The sequence below is a fragment of the Virgisporangium aurantiacum genome, assembly GCF_016863635.1.
Classification (GTDB): Bacteria; Actinomycetota; Actinomycetes; order Mycobacteriales; family Micromonosporaceae; genus Virgisporangium; species Virgisporangium aurantiacum.
This window is the reverse complement of record NZ_BOPG01000005.1, coordinates 112502-130949: the sequence shown is the minus strand read 5'-3', so window position 1 is coordinate 130949 and position 18448 is coordinate 112502. Positions and strand designations below refer to the sequence as shown.

Here is an 18448-nt window from a genome sequence, read left to right as displayed (position 1 = left end):
CGCGGCGGTCACCGGTTCGGTTCCCTTTACAGTGGCCGATGTGCGCATGTTCGACGACGATGTCGCGTCCCGGGGGCTCGGCATGGAACTGCTGTCGGTCGGCGACGGCCGCGCGGTGGTCCGGATGACGGTGACGCCGAGCATGGTCAACGGGCACGCGATCGCCCACGGCGGGTACGTGTTCCTGCTCGCCGACACGGCGTTCGCCTGCGCCTGCAACAGCCACGGGCCGGTCACGGTGGCGGCGGGAGCCGACATCACGTTCGCCCGGCCGGTGCACGAGGGCGAGGTGCTCACCGCGTACGCGGAGGAACGCACGCGGTTCGGCCGCAGCGGCGTCTACGACGTCACGGTCAAGCGTGTCTCTGGCGAGGTGGTGGCCGAGTTCCGGGGGCGCAGTCGGGAGGTCAGCGAGCGTCGATGATCCGGCGCATCTTGCCCATCGAGCGTTCCACCTGCTCCGGCTCGATCACGTCGACCGCGATCGTGACGCCGATGGTGTTCTTGACGCGCTGGGCGAGCAGGTCGCCGGCTTGTCGCGCGGCGTCGGGATCGGCGTTCGGGCGCCGCTCCACCTTGACCGTCAGGTCGTCGAGGCGGCCTTCGCGCGTCAGCACGCATTGGAAGTGCGGCGACAACTCCGGCGTACGCAGGATCAGCTCCTCGATCTGGGTCGGGAACAGGTTCACGCCGCGCACGATGAGCATGTCGTCGGCGCGTCCGGTGATCTTCTCGATCCGCCGCATCGGCCGCGCCGTGCCGGGAAGCAGGCGGGTGAGGTCGCGGGTGCGGTAGCGGATCACCGGCATGGCCTTCTTGGTGAGCGAGGTGAACACGAGTTCGCCCAGTTCGCCGTCGGGTAGCACGTCTCCCGTGACCGGGTCGACGATCTCCGGGTAGAAGTGGTCCTCCCAGACGTGCAGGCCGTCCTTGGTCTCGACGCACTCGTTGGCGACGCCCGGGCCCATCACCTCCGACAACCCGTAGATGTCGACGGCGTGCATGTCGAGCCGCTGCTCCAGTTCGCGCCGCATGTCCTCGGTCCACGGCTCGGCGCCGAAGATGCCGACCTTCAGGGAGGACGCGCGGGGGTCGACGCCCTGCCGCTCCATCTCGTCGACGATCGCGAGCATGTAGCTGGGCGTCACCATGATCACGTCTGGCTTGAAGTCGTTGATGAGCAGCACCTGGCGCTCGGTCATGCCGCCCGACACCGGCACCACCGTGCAGCCCAGTTCCTCGGCGCCGTAGTGCGCGCCCAGCCCGCCGGTGAACAGGCCGTACCCGTAGGCCACGTGCACGACGTCACCCGGCTTTCCACCGGACGCGCGGATCGACCGCGCCATCAACCGCGACCACGTGCGGAGATCGTCGCGGGTGTAACCGACCACCGTGGGCCGCCCGGTGGTGCCCGACGACGCGTGTACGCGGGCGATCTGCTCCCGCGGCACCGCGAACATTCCGAAGGGGTAGTTCGCGCGCAGGTCGTCCTTGACGGTGAACGGGAAACGGGCGAGGTCGTCGAGGGTCCGGAGGTCGTCGGGGTGCGCTCCGGCCGTCTCGAATGATCTGCGGTAATGGGGGACGTTGTCGTACGCGTGGCGCACCGACCAGCGCAGCCGTTCGAGTTGCAGTTCGCGTAGCTGGCCGACCGGTGCCCGTTCGATCGGCTCCAGGGTCTCCGGGCGGGGAGCGAGATCCTCCATGGGGTCATCATCGCCTGTTTCAGCCGTTGCTGAACTCCGACCCTCGAATCGACCCGCTTCGGGACGCCCGGGGCGTGCTCAGATCCGGCTCGATCGATACGGTTACGCGGTAATCGATAATGCGCCATGCGTCGATGGAGGGATTTCATTGCGACGTGCGATTGTGGCGGTGACCGCGGCTCTGGCGGTCGTGCTGGCGGGTACGCCGGCTCAGGCCGCCCCGGCTCCGGGGGCGCCAGGCATCGGCGACTCCTACTTCCCGGACTACGGCAACGGCGGGTACGACGTCTCGCACTACGACATCCGGGTGCGTTACTACCCGGGGTCCGACGTCCTCACCGGCACCACGACGATCCTGGCCCGGGCCACCGAGGATCTGTCGTCCTTCAACCTCGACTTCGTGCTGAACGTGACGTCGATCAAGGTCAACGGCTGGACGGCGACCTACGCCCGCCAGGGTGACCACGAGGTGGTCGTCACGGCGCCGCGGCCGATCACGCGGAACCAGTACCTGACGATCGTCGTGCAGTACGAGGGCGTGCCGAGCGAGGTCGTCGCCGCCGGCTACACGGCGTGGACCAAGACCGCAGACGGTGCGCTGGCGATCGGTCAGCCGGAGATCGCCTGGTGGTGGTACCCGAGCAACGACCACCCGCGCGACAAGGCGACGTTCGACATCTCCGTCCTCGTGCCCGACGGTGTCGAGGTGCTGAGCAACGGCGTCATGCCGCGGGCACCGCGCGCCGAGATCCCGGGCTGGACCAGGTGGAGCTGGCGGTCGGCCCGGCCGATGGCCACCTACCTCGCCTTCATGGCGATCGGCCAGTACGAGATCGTCCAGGACGTCGCCCCGAACGGCCAGCAGGTGATCAACGCCTACTCGGAGAACCTGGGTGAGTTCGCGGAGTCGGCCCGGGCGAGCGTCCAGCGGACGTCCGAGGTGGTCGACTGGGAGCAGGGCGTGTTCGGGCCGTACCCGTTCGAGGCGCAGGGCGGCGTGGTGGTCGCGCCGCAGACGATCGGGTTCGCGCTGGAGAACCAGACCCGCTCGACGTACGCGGCCGAGTTCTTCCGCCGCGGCTCCGACCCGTACGTGGTGGTGCACGAGAACGCACACCAGTGGTTCGGTGACTCGGTGGCCGTCGACACCTGGCAGAACATCTGGTTGAACGAGGGCTTCGCCAGCTACGCCGAGTGGCTGTGGTCCGAGGAGACCGGCGAGGGCACGGCCGACGAGCTGTTCGAGTTCTACTACAACCTCTACCCGGCCACGTCCTCGTTCTGGACGGTCAAGCCCGGTGACCCGGGTCCGCCGAACATCTTCCACCCCGCCGTGTACGACCGCGGCGCGATGGCGGTGCACCAGATCCGCCTGGCCATCGGCGACAACGCGTTCTTCGCGCTGTTGAAGGCGTGGACCGCCGCCCGCAAGGACAGCGTGGGCAACATCGCCCAGTTCCAGGCGCTGGCCGAGGCCATCTCGGGCCGGGACCTGGACGCGGTGTTCACCACCTGGCTGTACACGCCGAGCAAGCCGACGCTCGGCCTGGCCGGTGCGGCCTCCGCCCGGTCGGCGGCCGCCGGTGCCCGTGCGGGCGTCACGGCGGAGCCGAAGTCGTACCAGAAGATCAACGCGGTCCACCAGGACCTCGCCGCGGCCAAGGGTCGCTGACCGAACTGCTGTGGGCCCCGGCGCGGGTGCGTCGGGGCCTATAGTTCGGGCCGTGTCGTCGCCGTCCGGGCAATCGCGGGTCATCGGCATCGATGTCGCGCGCGGCGTCGCGCTCGCCGGAATGCTGGCGGTCCACGTCTTTCCGACGTACGACGGCGACGGCTCGGCGTCCGTCGCCACGGCGCTCGCGTCGGGCCGGGGCGCGGCCGTCTTCGCGACGATGGCCGGTGTCGGCCTCGCGCTCGTCACCCGACGCCGGCGCTCGGTGCCGGCCCTGGTCGTCCGGGCCCTGCTGCTCCTCGTGCTGGGCCTGCTGCTCGGCTACGTGACCATCGCGGGCGGCCTCGACGTGTACGTGATCCTGCCGTACTACGCGATGATGTTCCTGCTGGCCGTGCCGCTGCTCGGGGTCCGACCCCAGGTGTTGGCCGCGATCTCGCTGACGCTGGCCGCGGCGGCCACCGTCACGATCTTTTCCACCGTCGGGGAGGTGGCCGATCCGAGCGCCGGCATCGACCCCACGATCGGCGACGTGCTCCGCCACCCGGTCGGGATGTTCGTGCTGCTGCTCGTCGGTGGCGCCTATCCGGCGGTCGTCTGGCTGGCCTACGTCACGGCCGGCATGGCCATCGGCCGGCTGGACCTGACGTCGACGCGCGTCGCCGGCTGGCTTCTCGGCTCCGGAGCGGCCCTGTCGGCGGCCGCCTGGCTGGCGTCCACGATCCTGCTCTTCCCCCTCGGCGGCCTCGACCACCTCCGCGCCAACGCGCCGCCGGGCACCGAGTGGTCCGACGCCCGCCTGACCTGGGAACCCTGGGGGGACTTCGACACCTACTGGTGGTACGCGATCCGCGCACCCCACTCCGGCGCCCCGCTCGACATGCTCCACACCCTCGGCTTCGCCGTCGCCGTGCTCGGCGCCGCCCTCCTGGTCACCCGCCTGCCGATCGCCGTCCGGGTGCTACAACCACTGGCCGACGCCGGCAGCATGGTGCTCACCCTCTACTGCGCCCACATCGTCGTGCTGGCCACCGGCCTCCTCGGCGACCACCCGTACGCCCAGTACCTCGTCCTGCTGGCCGGAATGATCGCGTTCGCGGTCGTCTGGAAGCGCCGCTTCGCCCGCGGCCCCCTCGAAGAACTCATCGCCCGGGTCTCGCTCGTCGCCCGAAAAGCGCCGCGCCGTGGCCGGAGTCAAGCGGCTGACCAGCAGGTATAAGCACTGGCGCTCAGAACCGCCAGAGCTTATAGTTTGCTCATGTGGGCGGATGAGCTGGCTGGATCGGTCGATTCGGTGTCGCTCAGCGATGGCGCGCGCCGGTTGACGATACGCAAGGGAGCGGCATCCAGAACCTGGGCGGTGCGCCGTCTCTCGCGCACTCCTCGCCCCAGTGAGATGAGTGCGGCCGGTCGGGCGGAACTGCTCTGGCTGCCTTCAGCAACGCCGGCACTACGCGAGAAGCTCTACGCACTCGACGTCTCGTGGGTCACGGATATCGGTGAGATCCACATCAGCACGCCGTGGGGAATGATCCACAGAAGTCCGGCAACCGATGAGCCCGCCGACCCTTCCTATCCCGAGCCGGCGAAAACCGAACTTTCACTGGGTGCGGCCGCGGTGCTGCAATTTCTCCTTGAGCACCCGCATCCGGCACCGCAGACCCGCATAGCGGCGGCTGTCGGGCTGACCCAGCCAAGGGTTTCCCAGGTGATGCCCGAGCTTCTGGCGGCTGGCCTGGTCAACCGAACCAAAGGCGGCTACCTGGCAGTCGACCCGGCTGTTGGCTTCGACGTTCTCCGCCTCCGCAAGGCCCCATCGTCGGCAGTCGTCGGCTGCTGGTACAGCCTGGAATCCCTGCGCGTTCAACTCAGCGCGGTGTGGGAATGCGCAGACGCGGCAGGTGTCGCCGTTCGTCTGTGCGGCGACTGGGCAGCCGATCTGCTGGCTCCGTGGCGTCAACCCGGCCGCATCGTGGTGCACGCCGATGCGACCCTCGCCCTCGACAGCGCCACGTTCGTGCCATCCCCCTTGGAGACCGCGACGTTGGAACTGCGGGTCGAACCGATCAAAGCGAACTGGCGGCCAGCCCCAGAGATCGTCGCGGCACTGGCCGGTCGGGGCATGACTTGGCCGGTCGCACCGATCACGGAAATCGCCAGGGAAATCCTGGCAGTCGGCGGCAGCGACGCCGATCAAGCCGTCGATGAGCTCAAACGCGCGTGGCTTCGGGCCCGTTCGGCAGTTGCACGAGGCGGTCAGTAGGCATGCACGGTCCGCGCCGGCGGCTTGCTGCAACGACTCGATGAACTGGGGTACCGGAACACGGCGAGTTCCAACCGGTTCGTCCGGGACACGCCGGGTGCAACCGCGACCATCGACATTCTCGCCCCGTCATACTCCACGCGACACGAATCGAATGTCGATGCCGGAACGATCGCCGTCGACGGCATCCCTGCTCTCCACGTTGCGTTGGCGCGACCTCCCGTTGTGGCGCGCCGCCTCCGTACGTTCTTCGATTCGCCGGGCCGCGCGCTTCCGGCGGCCGCCGCGTCGAGGCAGCAGCAGATACGGCTGCGGGCACTCGTGCGCTCAGTGGTCGGCAGCTAGGTGCGGTGGGCTTCGAGGAGGACCAGGTGTTCGGGGCTTTGGGTCGGTGCCTGGAGGCCCATCGTGCCCAGTACCCGGCCCGGCAGGGAGACACCGGTGGACCACCAGGATGGGCCGGCGTTGCGGCGGCCGGGGTCGTCGGCCGGGGGGAGGGGGCGCACCGAGTAGGTGGCATCGGGGTCGAGGCCGGGGAGGCGGACGGGGCCGGCCGGGGCGTGGACGCTCGTGGCCACCTGGGTCAGGGCGTAGACGGCGTGACCGCGGTCGGGAGCGACCACGCCGTGTACCCACAGGGCCGGGTCGGGGTGGTCGCCGCGGACGACGGTGCCGGTGTGCAGCAGCGGGCGTAGGCGCTTGTAGAGGCGGACCCATTCGGCCAGGCGTGAAAGCTGCTCGGGAGACGCGGAACTGACGTCCCATTCGATGCCGAAGTGGCCGAACAGCGCGGTGCCGGCCTGGAAGTCGAGCGAGTGGGTGCGGCCGGTGGAGTGGGAGACGGGGCTGCCCACGTGGGCGCCCAGCAGTTCCGGTGGCAGGAGTTGGCCGGTCCAGCGTTGGATCTGCTGCCGTTCGAGTGCGTCGATGCAGTCGCTGGTCCAGACGCGGTCGGTGTGTTCGAGCACCCCGAGGTCGATCCGGGCCCCGCCGGACGAGCACGACTCGATCTCCAGGGCGGGGTGGCGTTCCTTCAGGGTGGCCAGCAACCGGTAGGTGGCCAGGGTCTGCTCGTGCACGCCCGCGCCGCCGGCGGCGCCGCCGGCCTCGATGAGGTCGCGGTTGTGGTCCCACTTGATGTAGCCGATGTCGTACTCGGTGAGGATGCTGTCGATCCGCTCCAGGATGAACGCGAACGCGTCGGGGTGGCCGAGGTTCAGCACCTGCTGCGAGCGTTTGAGCGGCGGCATGCGGCCGTCGACCGACAATATCCAGTCGGGGTGGGCGCGGGCCAGATCCGAGTTGGGGCTGACCATTTCGGGTTCGAACCAGAGACCGAACTGCATGCCCAGGCCGCGGACGTGGTCGACGAGCGGGCCGAGCCCGTCGGGCCAGACGGCGGCGTCGACGTACCAGTCGCCGAGGCTGGACGTGTCGTCGCGGCGGCCGTGGAACCAGCCGTCGTCGAGCACGAAGCGTTCCACGCCGACCGAGGCGGCCACGTCGGCCAACGACGCGAGCGTGGCCAGATCGTGGGCGAAGTAGACCGCCTCCCAGGTGTTCAGCGTCACCGGGCGCGGGGATCGCGGGTGCTGCGGCCGGGACCGCAGGTAACCGTGGAACATCGCGGCGAGCGCGTCGAGCCCGGTGCCGTAGGCGCCGTACACCCACGGCGTTTCGTAGCCCGCGCCCGGCGCCAGAATGACCTCGCCCGGCAGCAGCAGTTCGCCACCGCCCACAATGGACTGTCCACTGGGGACCCTCTCGGCGAGCGTGCGGTGGTTGCCGCTCCACGCCACGTGCGTGCCCCAGGCGGCACCCGATCCGAACCCGAAGCCGGCCTCCCCGGCCACCAGAACCGTCGCCGCGTCGAAACCCGTTCTGCCGCGCCGGTTCTCGCGCAGGTGCGTGCCGTGCACGAAGGCGGACCGCTGCGGGCTGCGCTCGCGCAGATGCCGCCCGGTGAAGTCGAGGAGCTCGGTGGCGTGCGCGGGCACCGGCAGCACCAGGAGCACGCCGTCGAGGGTCCAGTTGTCGTCACCCCGGTTGACGACGGATGCCCGGTGCCGGAGCAGGCCGGTGCCCGTCATCTCGATTCTGTAGGTGAGGTCGAGGCCGGCGGCCGCGTCGTGGGCCTCGACCACGACGGCGGCCGCGTCGGCCTCCACAGTGGACACTTCGAACCGCGGGGAGAAGTGCCGGCCGTTGCGGTGGCCGGTGACGCCGGGCGTGCCGAGCCACCCACCCGACTGTTCCGGCAGGACGCTGAGCACGAGCGGCTCGTCGAGCGCCGTGTGGATGGTGTCGGGCGATGCGGCCGCGGCGATCGCGGTGGTCGCGGCCGCGGGGAGGTCACCGAGATCGGCGCCCCAATGGAGGACGCGCGGCAGCGCCGGTCCCGTGCAGTCCAGCAGGAGGCTGCATACTCCGGCGGTGCGCAGGTGTACGACCTCGCTCATGAGGCCCGCCGGTAGACGCGGGCTTCCCACGGGCGCAGGACGATGGGATCGCCTGTGTCCGGTGGGTAATTGGCTATCAGAACCTCCGACTGTCCACTGAGGTCGGTCGGGACGGTGTCGCCGGAGAAGTTGCCCAGCACGAGCAGTTCGACGTCGCCGAGCCGGCGGGTGAACGCGTAGACGCGATCGTCGTCGGGCAGCAGCATCGTGAAATCGCCGTGCGCCACCACGGGTTCGGTGTGCCGGAGTTCGATGAGCCGCCGGTAGTAGTGGAAGACCGAGTCGGGGTCTGCCGTGGCCTTCGACGCGTTGACCGTCGGGTAGTTGGGGTTCACCGCGAGCCACGGCGTTCCCGTCGTGAACCCGGCGTTCGGCGAGTCGTCCCACTGCATCGGCGTGCGGGCGTTGTCCCGGCTCATTTTCCGCAACGAGACGAGCACAGCGGCCGGATCCTCGCCGGCGGCCGTCGCCTCCGCGTAGTGGTTGACCGACTCGATGTCGCGGAAGTCGTCGATGCTGCGGAACGGCACGTTCGTCATGCCGAGTTCCTCGCCCTGGTAGACGTATGGCGTGCCGCGGTGCATGTGCAGCACGGTACCGAGCATCGTGGCGGCCCGCACGCGGTGCTCGGGGCTGTCGTCACCGAACCGCGACACCACGCGCGGCTGATCGTGGTTGTTCCAGTAGAGGCTGTTCCAGCCCGCGTCGGCGAGGCCCGCCTGCCAGCGGCCGAACGTGGCCTTGAGATCGTGCAACCGGAACGGCCGGATGTCCCACTTGCTGGCGCCCTGGTCGAGGCCGACGTGTTCGAACTGGAACACCATGTCGACCTCGCGCCGGTCGGGCGCGGTGAACTCGACCGCCTGTTCCAGCGTCACGCCCGGCATCTCGCCCACTGTCAACAGTGGACTGTCGAAGACGGCGCTGTTGAGTTCGTTGAGGAACTCGTGGATGCGCGGGCCGCAGATGTAGAACGGCGAGCCGTCGCCGAGCGCCTGGCCGGCGAGCGCGACGCCGTCGGGCAGCGCGGTGTCCTTGGAGATCATGTTGATGACGTCCATGCGGAAGCCGTCGACGCCGCGGTCGATCCACCACCGCATCATCGCGTGCACCGCCTGCCGCACCTCGGGATTCTCCCAGTTGAGGTCGGGTTGCTTGCGGGAGAACAGGTGCAGGTAGTACTCGCCGGTCGTCTCGTCGAAATGCCAGGTGGGGCCGGAGAAGAACGAGCGCCAGTTGGTGGGTTCCGCACCGGGGTCGCCGCCGGCCATGCCGGCCCGCGGCGGGCGCCACCAGTACCAGTCGCGCTTCGGGTTGTTCGTACTGCTTCGCGATTCGACGAACCACGGGTGCTCGTCGGAGGTGTGGTTCACCACGAGGTCCATGACGATCTTCAGGCCGCGCCGGTGGGCCTCCGCCACGAGGCGGTCGAAGTCGTCGAGCGTGCCGAACACCGGGTCGATGCCCTGGTAGTCGCTGATGTCGTAGCCGTTGTCGTCCTGCGGCGACGGGTAGACCGGCGACAGCCACAACACGTCGACGCCGAGCCCGGCCAGGTAGTCGAGCCGGCCGATGATGCCGGGGAGGTCACCGATCCCGTCGCCGTTGGAGTCGGCGAAACTGCGCGGGTAGATCTGGTAGACGACGGCGGTTTTCCACCAGGGCTCATCGGAGATCACCCGCGTCAGGTTACCCGCGGGAGGTGCGCTGGTACTTGACGATGATGCAGCTGTCCGGGTCGCCGGCACCGAAGGTGTACATCCAGGGCTCGCGCCGGCTGCCGCTGACGTACAGCGAGGCGACGCCGAACGTCGCCGGGCCCTTCGCGGAGCGGACGTTCGAGATGTCGATGTCGCCGAGGTAGGTCTCGGCCTTGAGGGTCCAGGTGCCGGTGGCCTCGACGGTCGCGGGGCTCGCGGTCGGCGTCGCACTCGGGCTTGCGGACCTTGTCGGGCTTTTCGTCGGGCGGGCGCTGGCCGAGGGCTGGGCACCCGGTGACGGGGGCAGCAGGCGGGCCGGGCCGGTGACCGTGCCGTCGAGCTTCAGCGTGATCTTGACGCCCTCGCCCTCCCAGGTGCCGGTGATGTCGTCGACGATCAGCCCCTCGGGCCGGAACCCGCAGCCGCCGTCGCCGGGGTTCGCGCCGAAGATGCTGCCGCCCATGCAGCCGACCACGGCCGATCCCGCGGTCACCGCCGCGACGATGACGGCCGCTCGTCGTAAGACCCCTGCTCGCACGCGGTCGATGCTGGCATCCGGGGGCAAGTGCGAGAGCGAGATCACAGGGTCGCCCAGCTGATGGGAAGCGTACGTTTCGCAATTGGGAATCATGTGGGGGAGAGGGGCCCGTGACATGACCAGAACACACACAGTCGCCGGCCGGCTCCGATCCGTGATGGACGCGCTCGGCCTCGACCTCCCGGTCGCCTTCGCCGGCTGGGACGGTTCCCGATCCGGTTCCGCCGACGGGCCGACCCTCGTGGTGCGGCATCCACGGGCGCTGCGCCGCCTGGTCTGGCAGCCGAACCAGCTCGGCCTCGGCCGGGCCTGGGTGGCCGGCGAGGTCGCCGTCGAGGGCGATCTCTACGAGACGCTGCGCCGGCTCGACCCCGTGCTCACCGGCGACCCGATCGACCCGCCGAAGATCACCGGCGGCCTCATGCGCGACCTCGTCGCGCTGGGTGCGCTCGGCCGGCAACCCGCACCGCCCGCCGAGGAGGCACAGCTGGCCGGCAGCCGGCACAGCCTGCGCCGCGACCGCCGCGCGATCAGCCACCACTACGACGTCGGCAACGACTTCTACCGGCTCGTCCTCGGCGAGTCGATGGTGTACTCCTGCGCCTACTGGCGATCGTCCGACGAGGACTACACCCTGGCCGACGCCCAGCGCGACAAGCTGGAGCTGATCTGCCGCAAGCTCGGTCTGCGGCCCGGCATGCGCCTGCTCGACGTCGGCTGCGGCTGGGGCAGCCTCGCGATCCACGCCGCCCGCGAACACGGCGTCGACGTGCTCGGCCTGACCATCTCGCAGGAGCAGGCCGACCTGGCGCGCAAGCGGGTGGCCGAGGCCGGGCTCACCGGTCACGTCGAGATCCGGCTGCAGGACTACCGCGAGGTCGACGACGGACCGTTCGACGCGGTCTCCAGCGTCGGCATGGCCGAGCACGTCGGCGCGAGCGAGTACGCCGGCTACGCGGCGATCCTGTTCCGCCAGTTGCGTCGCGGCGGCCGGTTGCTCAACCACCAGATCGCCGAGCGGACCCAACCGGCGCCCACCCGGCGGCCGGCGCGGACCCGACTGCCGGCGCCGTCGTTCATCCAGGCCTACGTCTTCCCGGACGGCGAACTGGCGCCGCTGGGCACCACGGTGAACCTGCTGGAGGCGGCCGGCTTCGAGGTGCGCGACGTGGAATCGCTGCGCGAGCACTACGCCCGCACCCTGCGCGCCTGGGTGGCGAACCTGGAGGCCAACTGGGCCGAGGCGGTGCGCCTGACCACGCCCGGCCGGGCCCGCGTGTGGCGCCTGTACATGGCCGGTTCCGCGGTCTCGTTCGACGCCGGCCGGATCGGCGTCAACCAGATCCTGGCGGTGAAACCGCGATTGGACGGCGGCAGCGCCCTCCCGCCGACAAGAGACTGGCTCAGCTGACGGGTTTCGTGGCGGCCAGCACCAGGTTCTGGCCGGTGTCGGCGACCAGGCGGGCGTCCTCGAAGCCGGCCCCGGTCAGCAGGTCCAGCCGGCGCGCGGGGCCGCCCTGGGTGCCCAGCCCGTACGCGCCGGGTTGGGCCAGCGAGCCGGGTGTGCACAGCGAAGTGGACACCGAGTAGTCGATCTGCACCGCGGGATTGCCGATCCCGTCCTCCAGCCGGTCGAGCGACCACGGCTCCACCGCGATCACGACGCCGCCCTCGGCGAGCGACTCGTACGCCCGGCGCAGCGCGGCCGGCGGATCGCCCATGTCGTGCAACGAGTCGAAGAACACCACGACGTCGAACCGGCCGGCGTCCACTTGGGTCGAGGCCGCGACGTGGAACGACACGTTCGCCGGGCTGCCCGCCTCGACCGCCCGGGCCCGCGCGTTGATGATCGACGCCTCGTGGAAGTCGAACCCGCAGAACGTGGACGCGGGCCACGTCCGCGCCATCAGCAACGTCGCCACGCCGTGCCCGCAGCCGACGTCGGCCACCCGGATGCCCTGCTCCAGCCGGCCGACGAGACCCTCGACCGCCGGGAACCACACGTCGGCGAGCTGGTGCACGTACGCCGTGCGGAAGAACCGCTCGATGCCGCAGTAGACGCTCGGCGGGAACAGGCTCAGGTCGATGCCGCCGTCGCCGCGGAACGCCTTCTCCAGGTGCTGGAGCGTGGTGTACTGGCCGGCGGTCACCTCGGCCGCGCCGACGAGGTAGGCGGGCGAGTCGGCCACCGCCAGCACCATCGCGTGCTCGATCGGCAACTCGTACGTCTCGGCGGCCGGGTCGTACGTCACGTAGCCGGCCACGGTCTGTGCGGCCAGCCACTCGGTCACCAGGCGGGGGTGCAGGCCGGTGCGCCCGGCGAGGCCGGCCGCCGTCAGCGGGCCCGCGCCGGTGAGCGCGTGGTACAGGCCCAGCCGGTCGCCGATCACGGTCATCGCGGTGATCGAGGCACCGGCGAGGTCGATCGAGACCTTCTCCACGAAGGCCTCCACCCGGGCCTCGTCGACGGCCGGGGTGGGAACGGGTGTCGTCGTCATGGCCACAGCATGCGCGGCGGCGCTTGCCCGTGGCTTGCCCCGACCTTGCCCGACCCTGCCCGGCCCTGCCCCCGGCCGTGCCCGGGACGATCAGGCGAACGGTGCCAGCGCGGCGATCGCGTGTTCGGCGACCGTGGCGCGCTTCCGGCGTCCACCGTTCGACCGCGCGGCGGCCGCAGCGTCCGCGCCCAGGCCGCGCTCGACGGCCGCCCACAGCGCGGCCTGCCGGGTCCGGTCGGGCCCGACCACGGCGGGCGCCAACGGATCGCGCTCGGCGGCGGCCAGGAGCGACGCCGCCGTGGTGAGATCGCCCAGTGCGACGAGCAGTTCGGCGGTGAGGCGCAGCGCCGTCCACAGCTGCGGCCACATGCCGCTGGTGCGCAACCGGTCGACGGACGCCCGGCAGGCGCGCGCCGCCTCCGCGCCGCGACCCGACCGGATCAGCACGGCCATCCGCCCGATTGCCGCCACCTCCATGTCGTAGCGCTGACCGATGGCGGCGCTCTGCCGGTACGCCCGCGCGAACAGGTCGAGCGCCCGGTCGGGATCGGTGTCGGCGGCGAACTCGGCGTACGTGTAGGCGACGAACCCGTCGGCCTCGCCGACCCGCGCCAACAGTCCCGAGTGGACGGACAGCAGCCGCTCGCCGGCGGCCCGGTCACCGGCGAACAGGTGGGACAGCGCGGCACACCCGACGCCGACGCCGGCGACCCAGTCGGGCACGTCCGGCCCGACGAGCAGCGCGCCGGCGTCGGCCTGCACGGCGTCGAGGTGACCCGCGAACATGTGGGTCGTGAGCCGGAAGAACTGCGCGATCCACCGCTGCGAGTGATCCGCGGGCAGCCGGGTCAGCGCGTCGCTGAGCAACCGCTCCGCCACCGGCAGGTCGCCCTGCAACCAGCGCGCCGTTCCGGCGGCGATCGCGCAGCGGCCGGCGGTCTCCGCGTCGAGGTCCGCCGGCGCGGCGGCGAGGCGTTCCTGCTGCGCGAGCAGGGCCAGGTCGGGGTGGTCAGACAGGAGCGGCGCGAGCAGGGCGCCGAGCCGGCCGGCATCGGCCCACCGCCGCGTGTCGATCAGCCAGCCCAGCGCCTCCAGCAGGTTCGCGAGTTCGGCCCGGAGCAGCCCGGTCGCCCGCGGCGAACGCTCCCGCTGCAACGCGTGGCAGCGCTCGGCGTGTGCGGTCATCCAGGACGCGTGGCGGTCGCGCGCGTGCGGCAGGCGGTCCGGGCCGAGGTGGTCGAGCCCGACCCGACGCATCACCTCCAGCAACCGGTAGCGCGGCGGGTCGCTCCGCTCCGCGATCACCAGCGACGCCTCGACCAGCTCGGCCAGCAGCGGTTCGGGCCGGGTGACGTCGGGCGCCAGGTGGGCCAGCGCGTCGAGCGGGAACCCGCCGCGGCACCCGACGAGCGCGTCGAAGACGTGCTGCGCGGCCGGATCGAGCAGCCGGTACGACCACTCGACGGTGGCGCTCACCGCGGTCGTCCGGTCCGGGTCCCGGGCCGGTTCCAGGATGGCGAGACCCGCGGCCAGCCGGTCGCGCAACTGGCGCAGCCCGAACACCGCCTCCCGGCTGGCCGCCAGTTCCACGGCGAGCGGCAGCCCGTCGAGGGTCCGGCAGATGTCGGCGGCCAGCCGGCGCGTCTCCGGCGAGTCCGGGAAGTCGTCGCGCAGCAGCGCGGCCCGGTCGCAGAACAGCTCCACCTGGTCGTCGGGGGCCAGCGGACCCAGCCGCAGCACCTTCTCCGCCGCGACCCCGAGCCGCTGCCGCGACGTCGCCAGCACCCGCAGGCCCGGGCACCGGGCGAGCAGGCCGGCGACGAGGTCGCGGGCCGCCACCCGGACGTGCTCGCAGTTGTCGAGGACGACGAGCGCCGCCCCGTCGCCGAGCTGGTCGGCGATCACGGCCGCCGCGCCGTCCGTCGATCCCGGTGCCGTCCGCAGGCCGATCGCGGCGGCCGCGGCCAGCGGCACGTCGTCGGCGCGCGACACCAGCGCCAGCTCCACCACGTGCACCCGGCCACCGGCCGGCAGCCGGCCGAGCAGTTCCAGGCCCAGCCGGGTCTTGCCCATACCGCCCGGACCCACCACGGTGACCAGCCGGTGCGCGCGGAGCGCGGCCTCGACCGCGGCGAGATCCCCGTCCCGGCCGAGATACCGGTTCATCGGCTTCGTGCTGACCATCGGCGCGTCTCCGGTGAGCAGCCGGGTGGTCAGTTCCGCCACCGCCGGGCCCGGATCCAGGCCGTGCTCGTCGGCCAGCCGGCGCCGGTGGTCGGCCAGGACCCGCAGCGCGTCGGCGGTGCGGTCGAGGTGGTGCAGGGCGGTGGCGAGCAGGATCTGAAGGCTCTCCCGGTCGGGGTCGGCCGTGGTCGCGTGCTCCAGGTCGGGCAGGGCGTCGGCGGCCCGGCCGGCCGCGAGCCGGGCGGTGAACCACTCGTCCCGCACCTGGCGGCGCCACGCCGCCAGCCGGGCCAGGTCGGGCGCGAACGGCGTCGGGTCGGGCAGGTCGGCCAGCGGCTCACCCCGCCACAGCGCGAGCGCCGCCCCGTACCGGTCGGCGGCACCGGCCGGGTCGTCGGTCGCCCGGGCCGCGGCGACCAGCGCCTCCGCGCGTCCGATATCGATCTGCTCGGCGGCGACGCCGAGCCGGTACCCGGCCGGCTCCCGCGTGATCCGGTCGGCGCCGATCGCCCGGCGCAACCGGGAGACGTAGGCGTGCAGGTTGCCGGCGGCGTTCGCCGGTGGTCCGTCGGGCCAGAGCGTGTCGATCAGCGCCGCCGGCGAGGCGGTCCGGTTGGCGGCGAGCGCCAGCCGGGCCAGGATCACCCGCTGCGGCGTGCTGGCCAGCCGGACCTCGGCACCGTCGACGCGCACGAGCACGGGGCCCAGCAACCCGATCTCCACGGTGCCCACGCTCAGGGCTCGATCGTGATGCCCAGCGCGGCGGCCAGGGTGTGCGCCAGGGCCAGCAGGTCGTTGCCGGCCACCGTAGCCCCGCGGAAGCTCGTGACGCCGCCGATGCCGTCGAGTTCGCAGCCGGTGAACCGGGTGCCGTCCATCTTCGCCTGGGAGAACTGGGCGCCGGTGAGGTCGCAGCCGGTGAACCGCACGCCGCTGAGGTCGGCGTTCTGGAAGTCGGCCCGGCTGAGGTTGCAGCGGTCGAAGACCACGCCGTCGAAGCGGGTGAAGCGGAACACGGCGAGGTCCGCGCGGCTGTCGGTGACGGCGACGTCGCGGAGGACGCCGTCGGTCCAGTGCAGCCCGGTGAGCCGGGTCGCGTCGACGGTGACGCGCGTGAGACGGCTGCGCTCGGTGCGCAGGTTGGCCAGGTTGCTGCGCTCGAACCGGCAGTCGCTGAACGCGGACCGCCGCAGCAGCGTTCCGGTGAGGTCCGCCGCGACGAACCGGCACGCGGTGAACTCGACGGCCGCCGCGTCGCCTCCCGCGAGGGTGTCGCCGCCGATCTCCATCCCCCGGAAGGTGGACTCGTCGAGGAGGCCCTCGACCGGGTCGGCGGTCAGGGTCCGCAGTGGCAGCCGGGGCGGAGCGGGCGGCCGCGGCCCGGGAGTTCTGGTCATCGGTGCGCAATCTACCCATCGACCGCCCGGATCGATGCCGACTCGTGACAACACTTGCCGCGCGGCAAATATAGCGTTCGCCGGGCCGACGGGAGAGGATATGTCCGTGACGCTGAGTGTTTCGACCCGGACGGCCGACGGCTGCACGGTGGTGACCGTGGCCGGCGACGTCGACATCAGTACGTCGCCGGAGCTCCGTTCGGTGCTGGCCGAGGTCACCGGTGCCGGCGCCCGGGCGGTCGTCGTCGACCTCACCGACGTGCCGTTTCTCGACTCCACCGCGCTCGGCGTGCTGGTCGGCGCCTACACCGCGCTCCGCACCTACGGCGGCCGGTTCGCGCTGGTCAACGACCACGAGGGCGTGCTCAAGGTGCTGCGGATCACCGCGCTGCACGACGTGCTCGGCGTCCACCCGACCCTCGACAAGGCGATCGCCGCCGTCACCCTCTAGGCCGCACAGTGTCCACTGTGGACGACGAAGCGTGGATCGGGCGGCTCGTCGCCGTTCGCCACCAACGCCGTCAGGGTGTCGATGCCGGCACGCATCTCGCCGAACAGTTCGCTCACCGCGGCCGCGGCACCGCCGCGCACGATCTCGTCGAGCCGGGCGCCGGGTAGTTCGGCGTAGTCCCGCTCGCTGACGGCGTGGTGCAGCGCGTCGACGGCGCCGCCGAGCGCCACGTGCTCGACCAACCGGTAGTCGATGAGCCGCAGCCGCCACTGGTCGGCGAGGTCGTCGATGCGCAACTGGCGCAACAGGTCGGCGGTCACGTCGATGCGCTGGCGCTGCGGTGCGAACCGGTGCAGCGCGTCCTGGGTGCGGATGCCGAGTTCGCGAAGGTAGGGCAGTCGCTTGTCGGGTTCGTCGAACGGCTGCGGCCGCCACGTCATCAGGGCGTCGACGTGGTTCGCGGCGAGCAGCAGGCCGAGCCGGCGCACGCGGTCCTGCGAACCGGCCCGACCCAGCCAGATCGCGATGTTCTGGAAGTAGTCCTTGATCTGGCGCCAGTGGTCGGCGAGCGAGACCTGCTCGACGCTCGGCGTCCGGTTGGCGGTGATGACCGCCCGCACCGCGTCGTGCGGACCCACCAGTTGCTCGACGGTCGCGGCGAACTGCTGGTGGCCGGTGGCGTCGACGACGATCCGGCCGACGCCGGCCCGGTGGCCGTCGTAGGTGCTCACCAGGTTGAATTCACCATCGTCGGTAGCGTCGTCGGGCCCGGCGCCGACGGCGATCACCGTTGGCGCGGTGCCGTACGGGAACTCCTCGACCACCGTGCCCTCGACGTCGAACCGGGCGGTGAGGTCGATGGCCGCCTCGATGCGACCACGGGGAGACGGCTGCGGCAGCACCGTGATCGGGCCGTCGCGGCCGCACATCACCGGATGCGGCGCCGACTCCGGCCGACCCAGCGCCGGCCAGCCGACCGGGTACTGCACCGGCTTGACGACGACCGGGCTGTCCGGCACCGTGCCGGCTCCGCTCGGACGCGACCAGTTGCGCATGCCGCGTACGCGCGGGATCCGGCGGAACAGGGCCGCGCCGTCACCGGTCACGTAGAGTCCGCCGCCGCCCTGCATGAACGCCCACAGCGCGGTGAGCTCACCGGGCGCCAGGTCGGGCGCGCCACCGGTGGTGATCAGCCAGACCTGGTCGTACCCCGCGAGATCCGGTGCGGTGAAACGGAAACTGCTGATGTCCGTACCGGCCGGCCCGCGTGCCGACTCGTGCCGTGCGGTCGTGACGTCGATGTTGATGTGGTACGGAAGTTCGGTCGTGACCGCCTCCAGTACCCTGACCAGTTCGGGTTTGCCGTGTGCCACGACCAGCAGCCGCATCGTGTGATGCAACCGGGTCGGCCACCGGAACTCGTACCGGTAGAACTCGTGCCGTTGTGGATCGAATCGTGAGATCACCGAGTAGTAGTCCATGTACGCCTCCGCGACTGTGCCCTACCGATGAGTTCGGAGCCGTAACGGGGCGCGCAGATACTTGCCTGTGATTTCCTGCCGAATCACGTATCACGGCCG

General features: G+C 71.3%; 14 protein-coding genes. 6 read left to right on the top strand and 8 right to left on the bottom strand.

The window, feature by feature from the left end; genetic code table 11:
- The first annotated feature begins 46 nt into the window (after positions 1 to 46).
- Positions 47 to 424 carry a hydroxyphenylacetyl-CoA thioesterase PaaI gene (gene paaI, locus Vau01_RS03900; protein ID WP_203987301.1) on the top strand — a complete coding sequence of 126 codons (378 nt, stop codon included), beginning with the start codon at positions 47 to 49 and terminating at the stop codon, positions 422 to 424.
- On the opposite strand, the gene paaK is transcribed toward paaI, so the two are convergent.
- Complete coding sequence (gene paaK, locus Vau01_RS03895) at positions 408 to 1706, bottom strand: phenylacetate--CoA ligase PaaK (RefSeq protein WP_203987244.1); 1299 nt, start codon at positions 1704 to 1706, stop codon at positions 408 to 410. The two genes, paaI and paaK, sit on opposite strands and share 17 nt — an antisense overlap.
- Positions 1707 to 1875: 169 nt before the next feature.
- Here paaK and Vau01_RS03890 point away from each other — a divergent pair, with 169 nt between their 5' ends.
- The 3 genes from Vau01_RS03890 to Vau01_RS03880 are packed head-to-tail and all read left to right on the top strand — an operon-like array spanning position 1876 to position 5641.
- A complete protein-coding gene (locus Vau01_RS03890; protein WP_444546018.1) occupies positions 1876 to 3378 on the top strand; it encodes a M1 family metallopeptidase in 1503 nt (500 codons plus the stop codon).
- 52 nt (positions 3379 to 3430) lie between these two features.
- On the top strand, positions 3431 to 4597 hold the full coding sequence (locus tag Vau01_RS03885) for a DUF418 domain-containing protein (protein WP_203987238.1): 1167 nt from the start codon (positions 3431 to 3433) through the stop codon (positions 4595 to 4597).
- A 39-nt stretch (positions 4598 to 4636) separates the two neighbouring features.
- Positions 4637 to 5641 carry a helix-turn-helix domain-containing protein gene (locus tag Vau01_RS03880; RefSeq protein ID WP_203987235.1) on the top strand — a complete coding sequence of 335 codons (1005 nt, stop codon included), beginning with the start codon at positions 4637 to 4639 and terminating at the stop codon, positions 5639 to 5641.
- 341 nt (positions 5642 to 5982) lie between these two features.
- Here Vau01_RS03880 and Vau01_RS03875 read toward each other — a convergent pair whose 3' ends face one another.
- From Vau01_RS03875 to Vau01_RS03865, 3 genes are read right to left on the bottom strand one after another with little or no spacing between them, the layout of a single operon-like run.
- Positions 5983 to 8100 (bottom strand): alpha-galactosidase, encoded by a 2118-nt coding sequence (locus tag Vau01_RS03875; RefSeq protein WP_203987233.1) that lies wholly within the window; start codon positions 8098 to 8100, stop codon positions 5983 to 5985.
- The gene (locus tag Vau01_RS03870) at positions 8097 to 9779 is read right to left on the bottom strand and encodes a glycoside hydrolase family 13 protein (RefSeq protein WP_239151275.1); all 1683 of its coding nucleotides are present in this window, start codon (positions 9777 to 9779) and stop codon (positions 8097 to 8099) included. The genes Vau01_RS03875 and Vau01_RS03870 overlap by 4 nt, the downstream gene beginning before the upstream one ends.
- A 10-nt stretch (positions 9780 to 9789) precedes the next feature.
- Positions 9790 to 10293 carry a hypothetical protein gene (locus Vau01_RS03865; protein WP_203987231.1) on the bottom strand — a complete coding sequence of 168 codons (504 nt, stop codon included), beginning with the start codon at positions 10291 to 10293 and terminating at the stop codon, positions 9790 to 9792.
- A gap of 160 nt (positions 10294 to 10453) precedes the next feature.
- Between Vau01_RS03865 and Vau01_RS03860 the strand changes: the two genes are divergently transcribed.
- Positions 10454 to 11749, top strand: a complete 1296-nt coding sequence (locus Vau01_RS03860) for a class I SAM-dependent methyltransferase (RefSeq protein WP_203987229.1) — start codon at positions 10454 to 10456, stop codon at positions 11747 to 11749.
- Here Vau01_RS03860 and Vau01_RS03855 read toward each other — a convergent pair.
- The 3 genes from Vau01_RS03855 to Vau01_RS03845 form a co-directional block, all read right to left on the bottom strand.
- On the bottom strand, positions 11742 to 12836 hold the full coding sequence (locus Vau01_RS03855; protein WP_203987227.1) for a class I SAM-dependent methyltransferase: 1095 nt from the start codon (positions 12834 to 12836) through the stop codon (positions 11742 to 11744). The two genes, Vau01_RS03860 and Vau01_RS03855, sit on opposite strands and share 8 nt — an antisense overlap.
- A gap of 90 nt (positions 12837 to 12926) precedes the next feature.
- On the bottom strand, positions 12927 to 15743 hold the full coding sequence (locus Vau01_RS03850; RefSeq protein ID WP_203987225.1) for an AfsR/SARP family transcriptional regulator: 2817 nt from the start codon (positions 15741 to 15743) through the stop codon (positions 12927 to 12929).
- A gap of 11 nt (positions 15744 to 15754) precedes the next feature.
- Positions 15755 to 16417, bottom strand: coding sequence for a pentapeptide repeat-containing protein (locus tag Vau01_RS03845; RefSeq protein ID WP_203987224.1), 663 nt, complete (start codon positions 16415 to 16417; stop codon positions 15755 to 15757).
- Between the two features lie 106 nt (positions 16418 to 16523).
- On the opposite strand from Vau01_RS03845, the gene Vau01_RS03840 reads away from it, so the two are divergent.
- Complete coding sequence (locus Vau01_RS03840; RefSeq protein ID WP_203987222.1) at positions 16524 to 16868, top strand: STAS domain-containing protein; 345 nt, start codon at positions 16524 to 16526, stop codon at positions 16866 to 16868.
- Here Vau01_RS03840 and Vau01_RS03835 read toward each other — a convergent pair.
- Complete coding sequence (locus tag Vau01_RS03835) at positions 16865 to 18349, bottom strand: hypothetical protein (RefSeq protein WP_203987220.1); 1485 nt, start codon at positions 18347 to 18349, stop codon at positions 16865 to 16867. The two genes, Vau01_RS03840 and Vau01_RS03835, sit on opposite strands and share 4 nt — an antisense overlap.
- Positions 18350 to 18448: the final 99 nt, after the last annotated feature.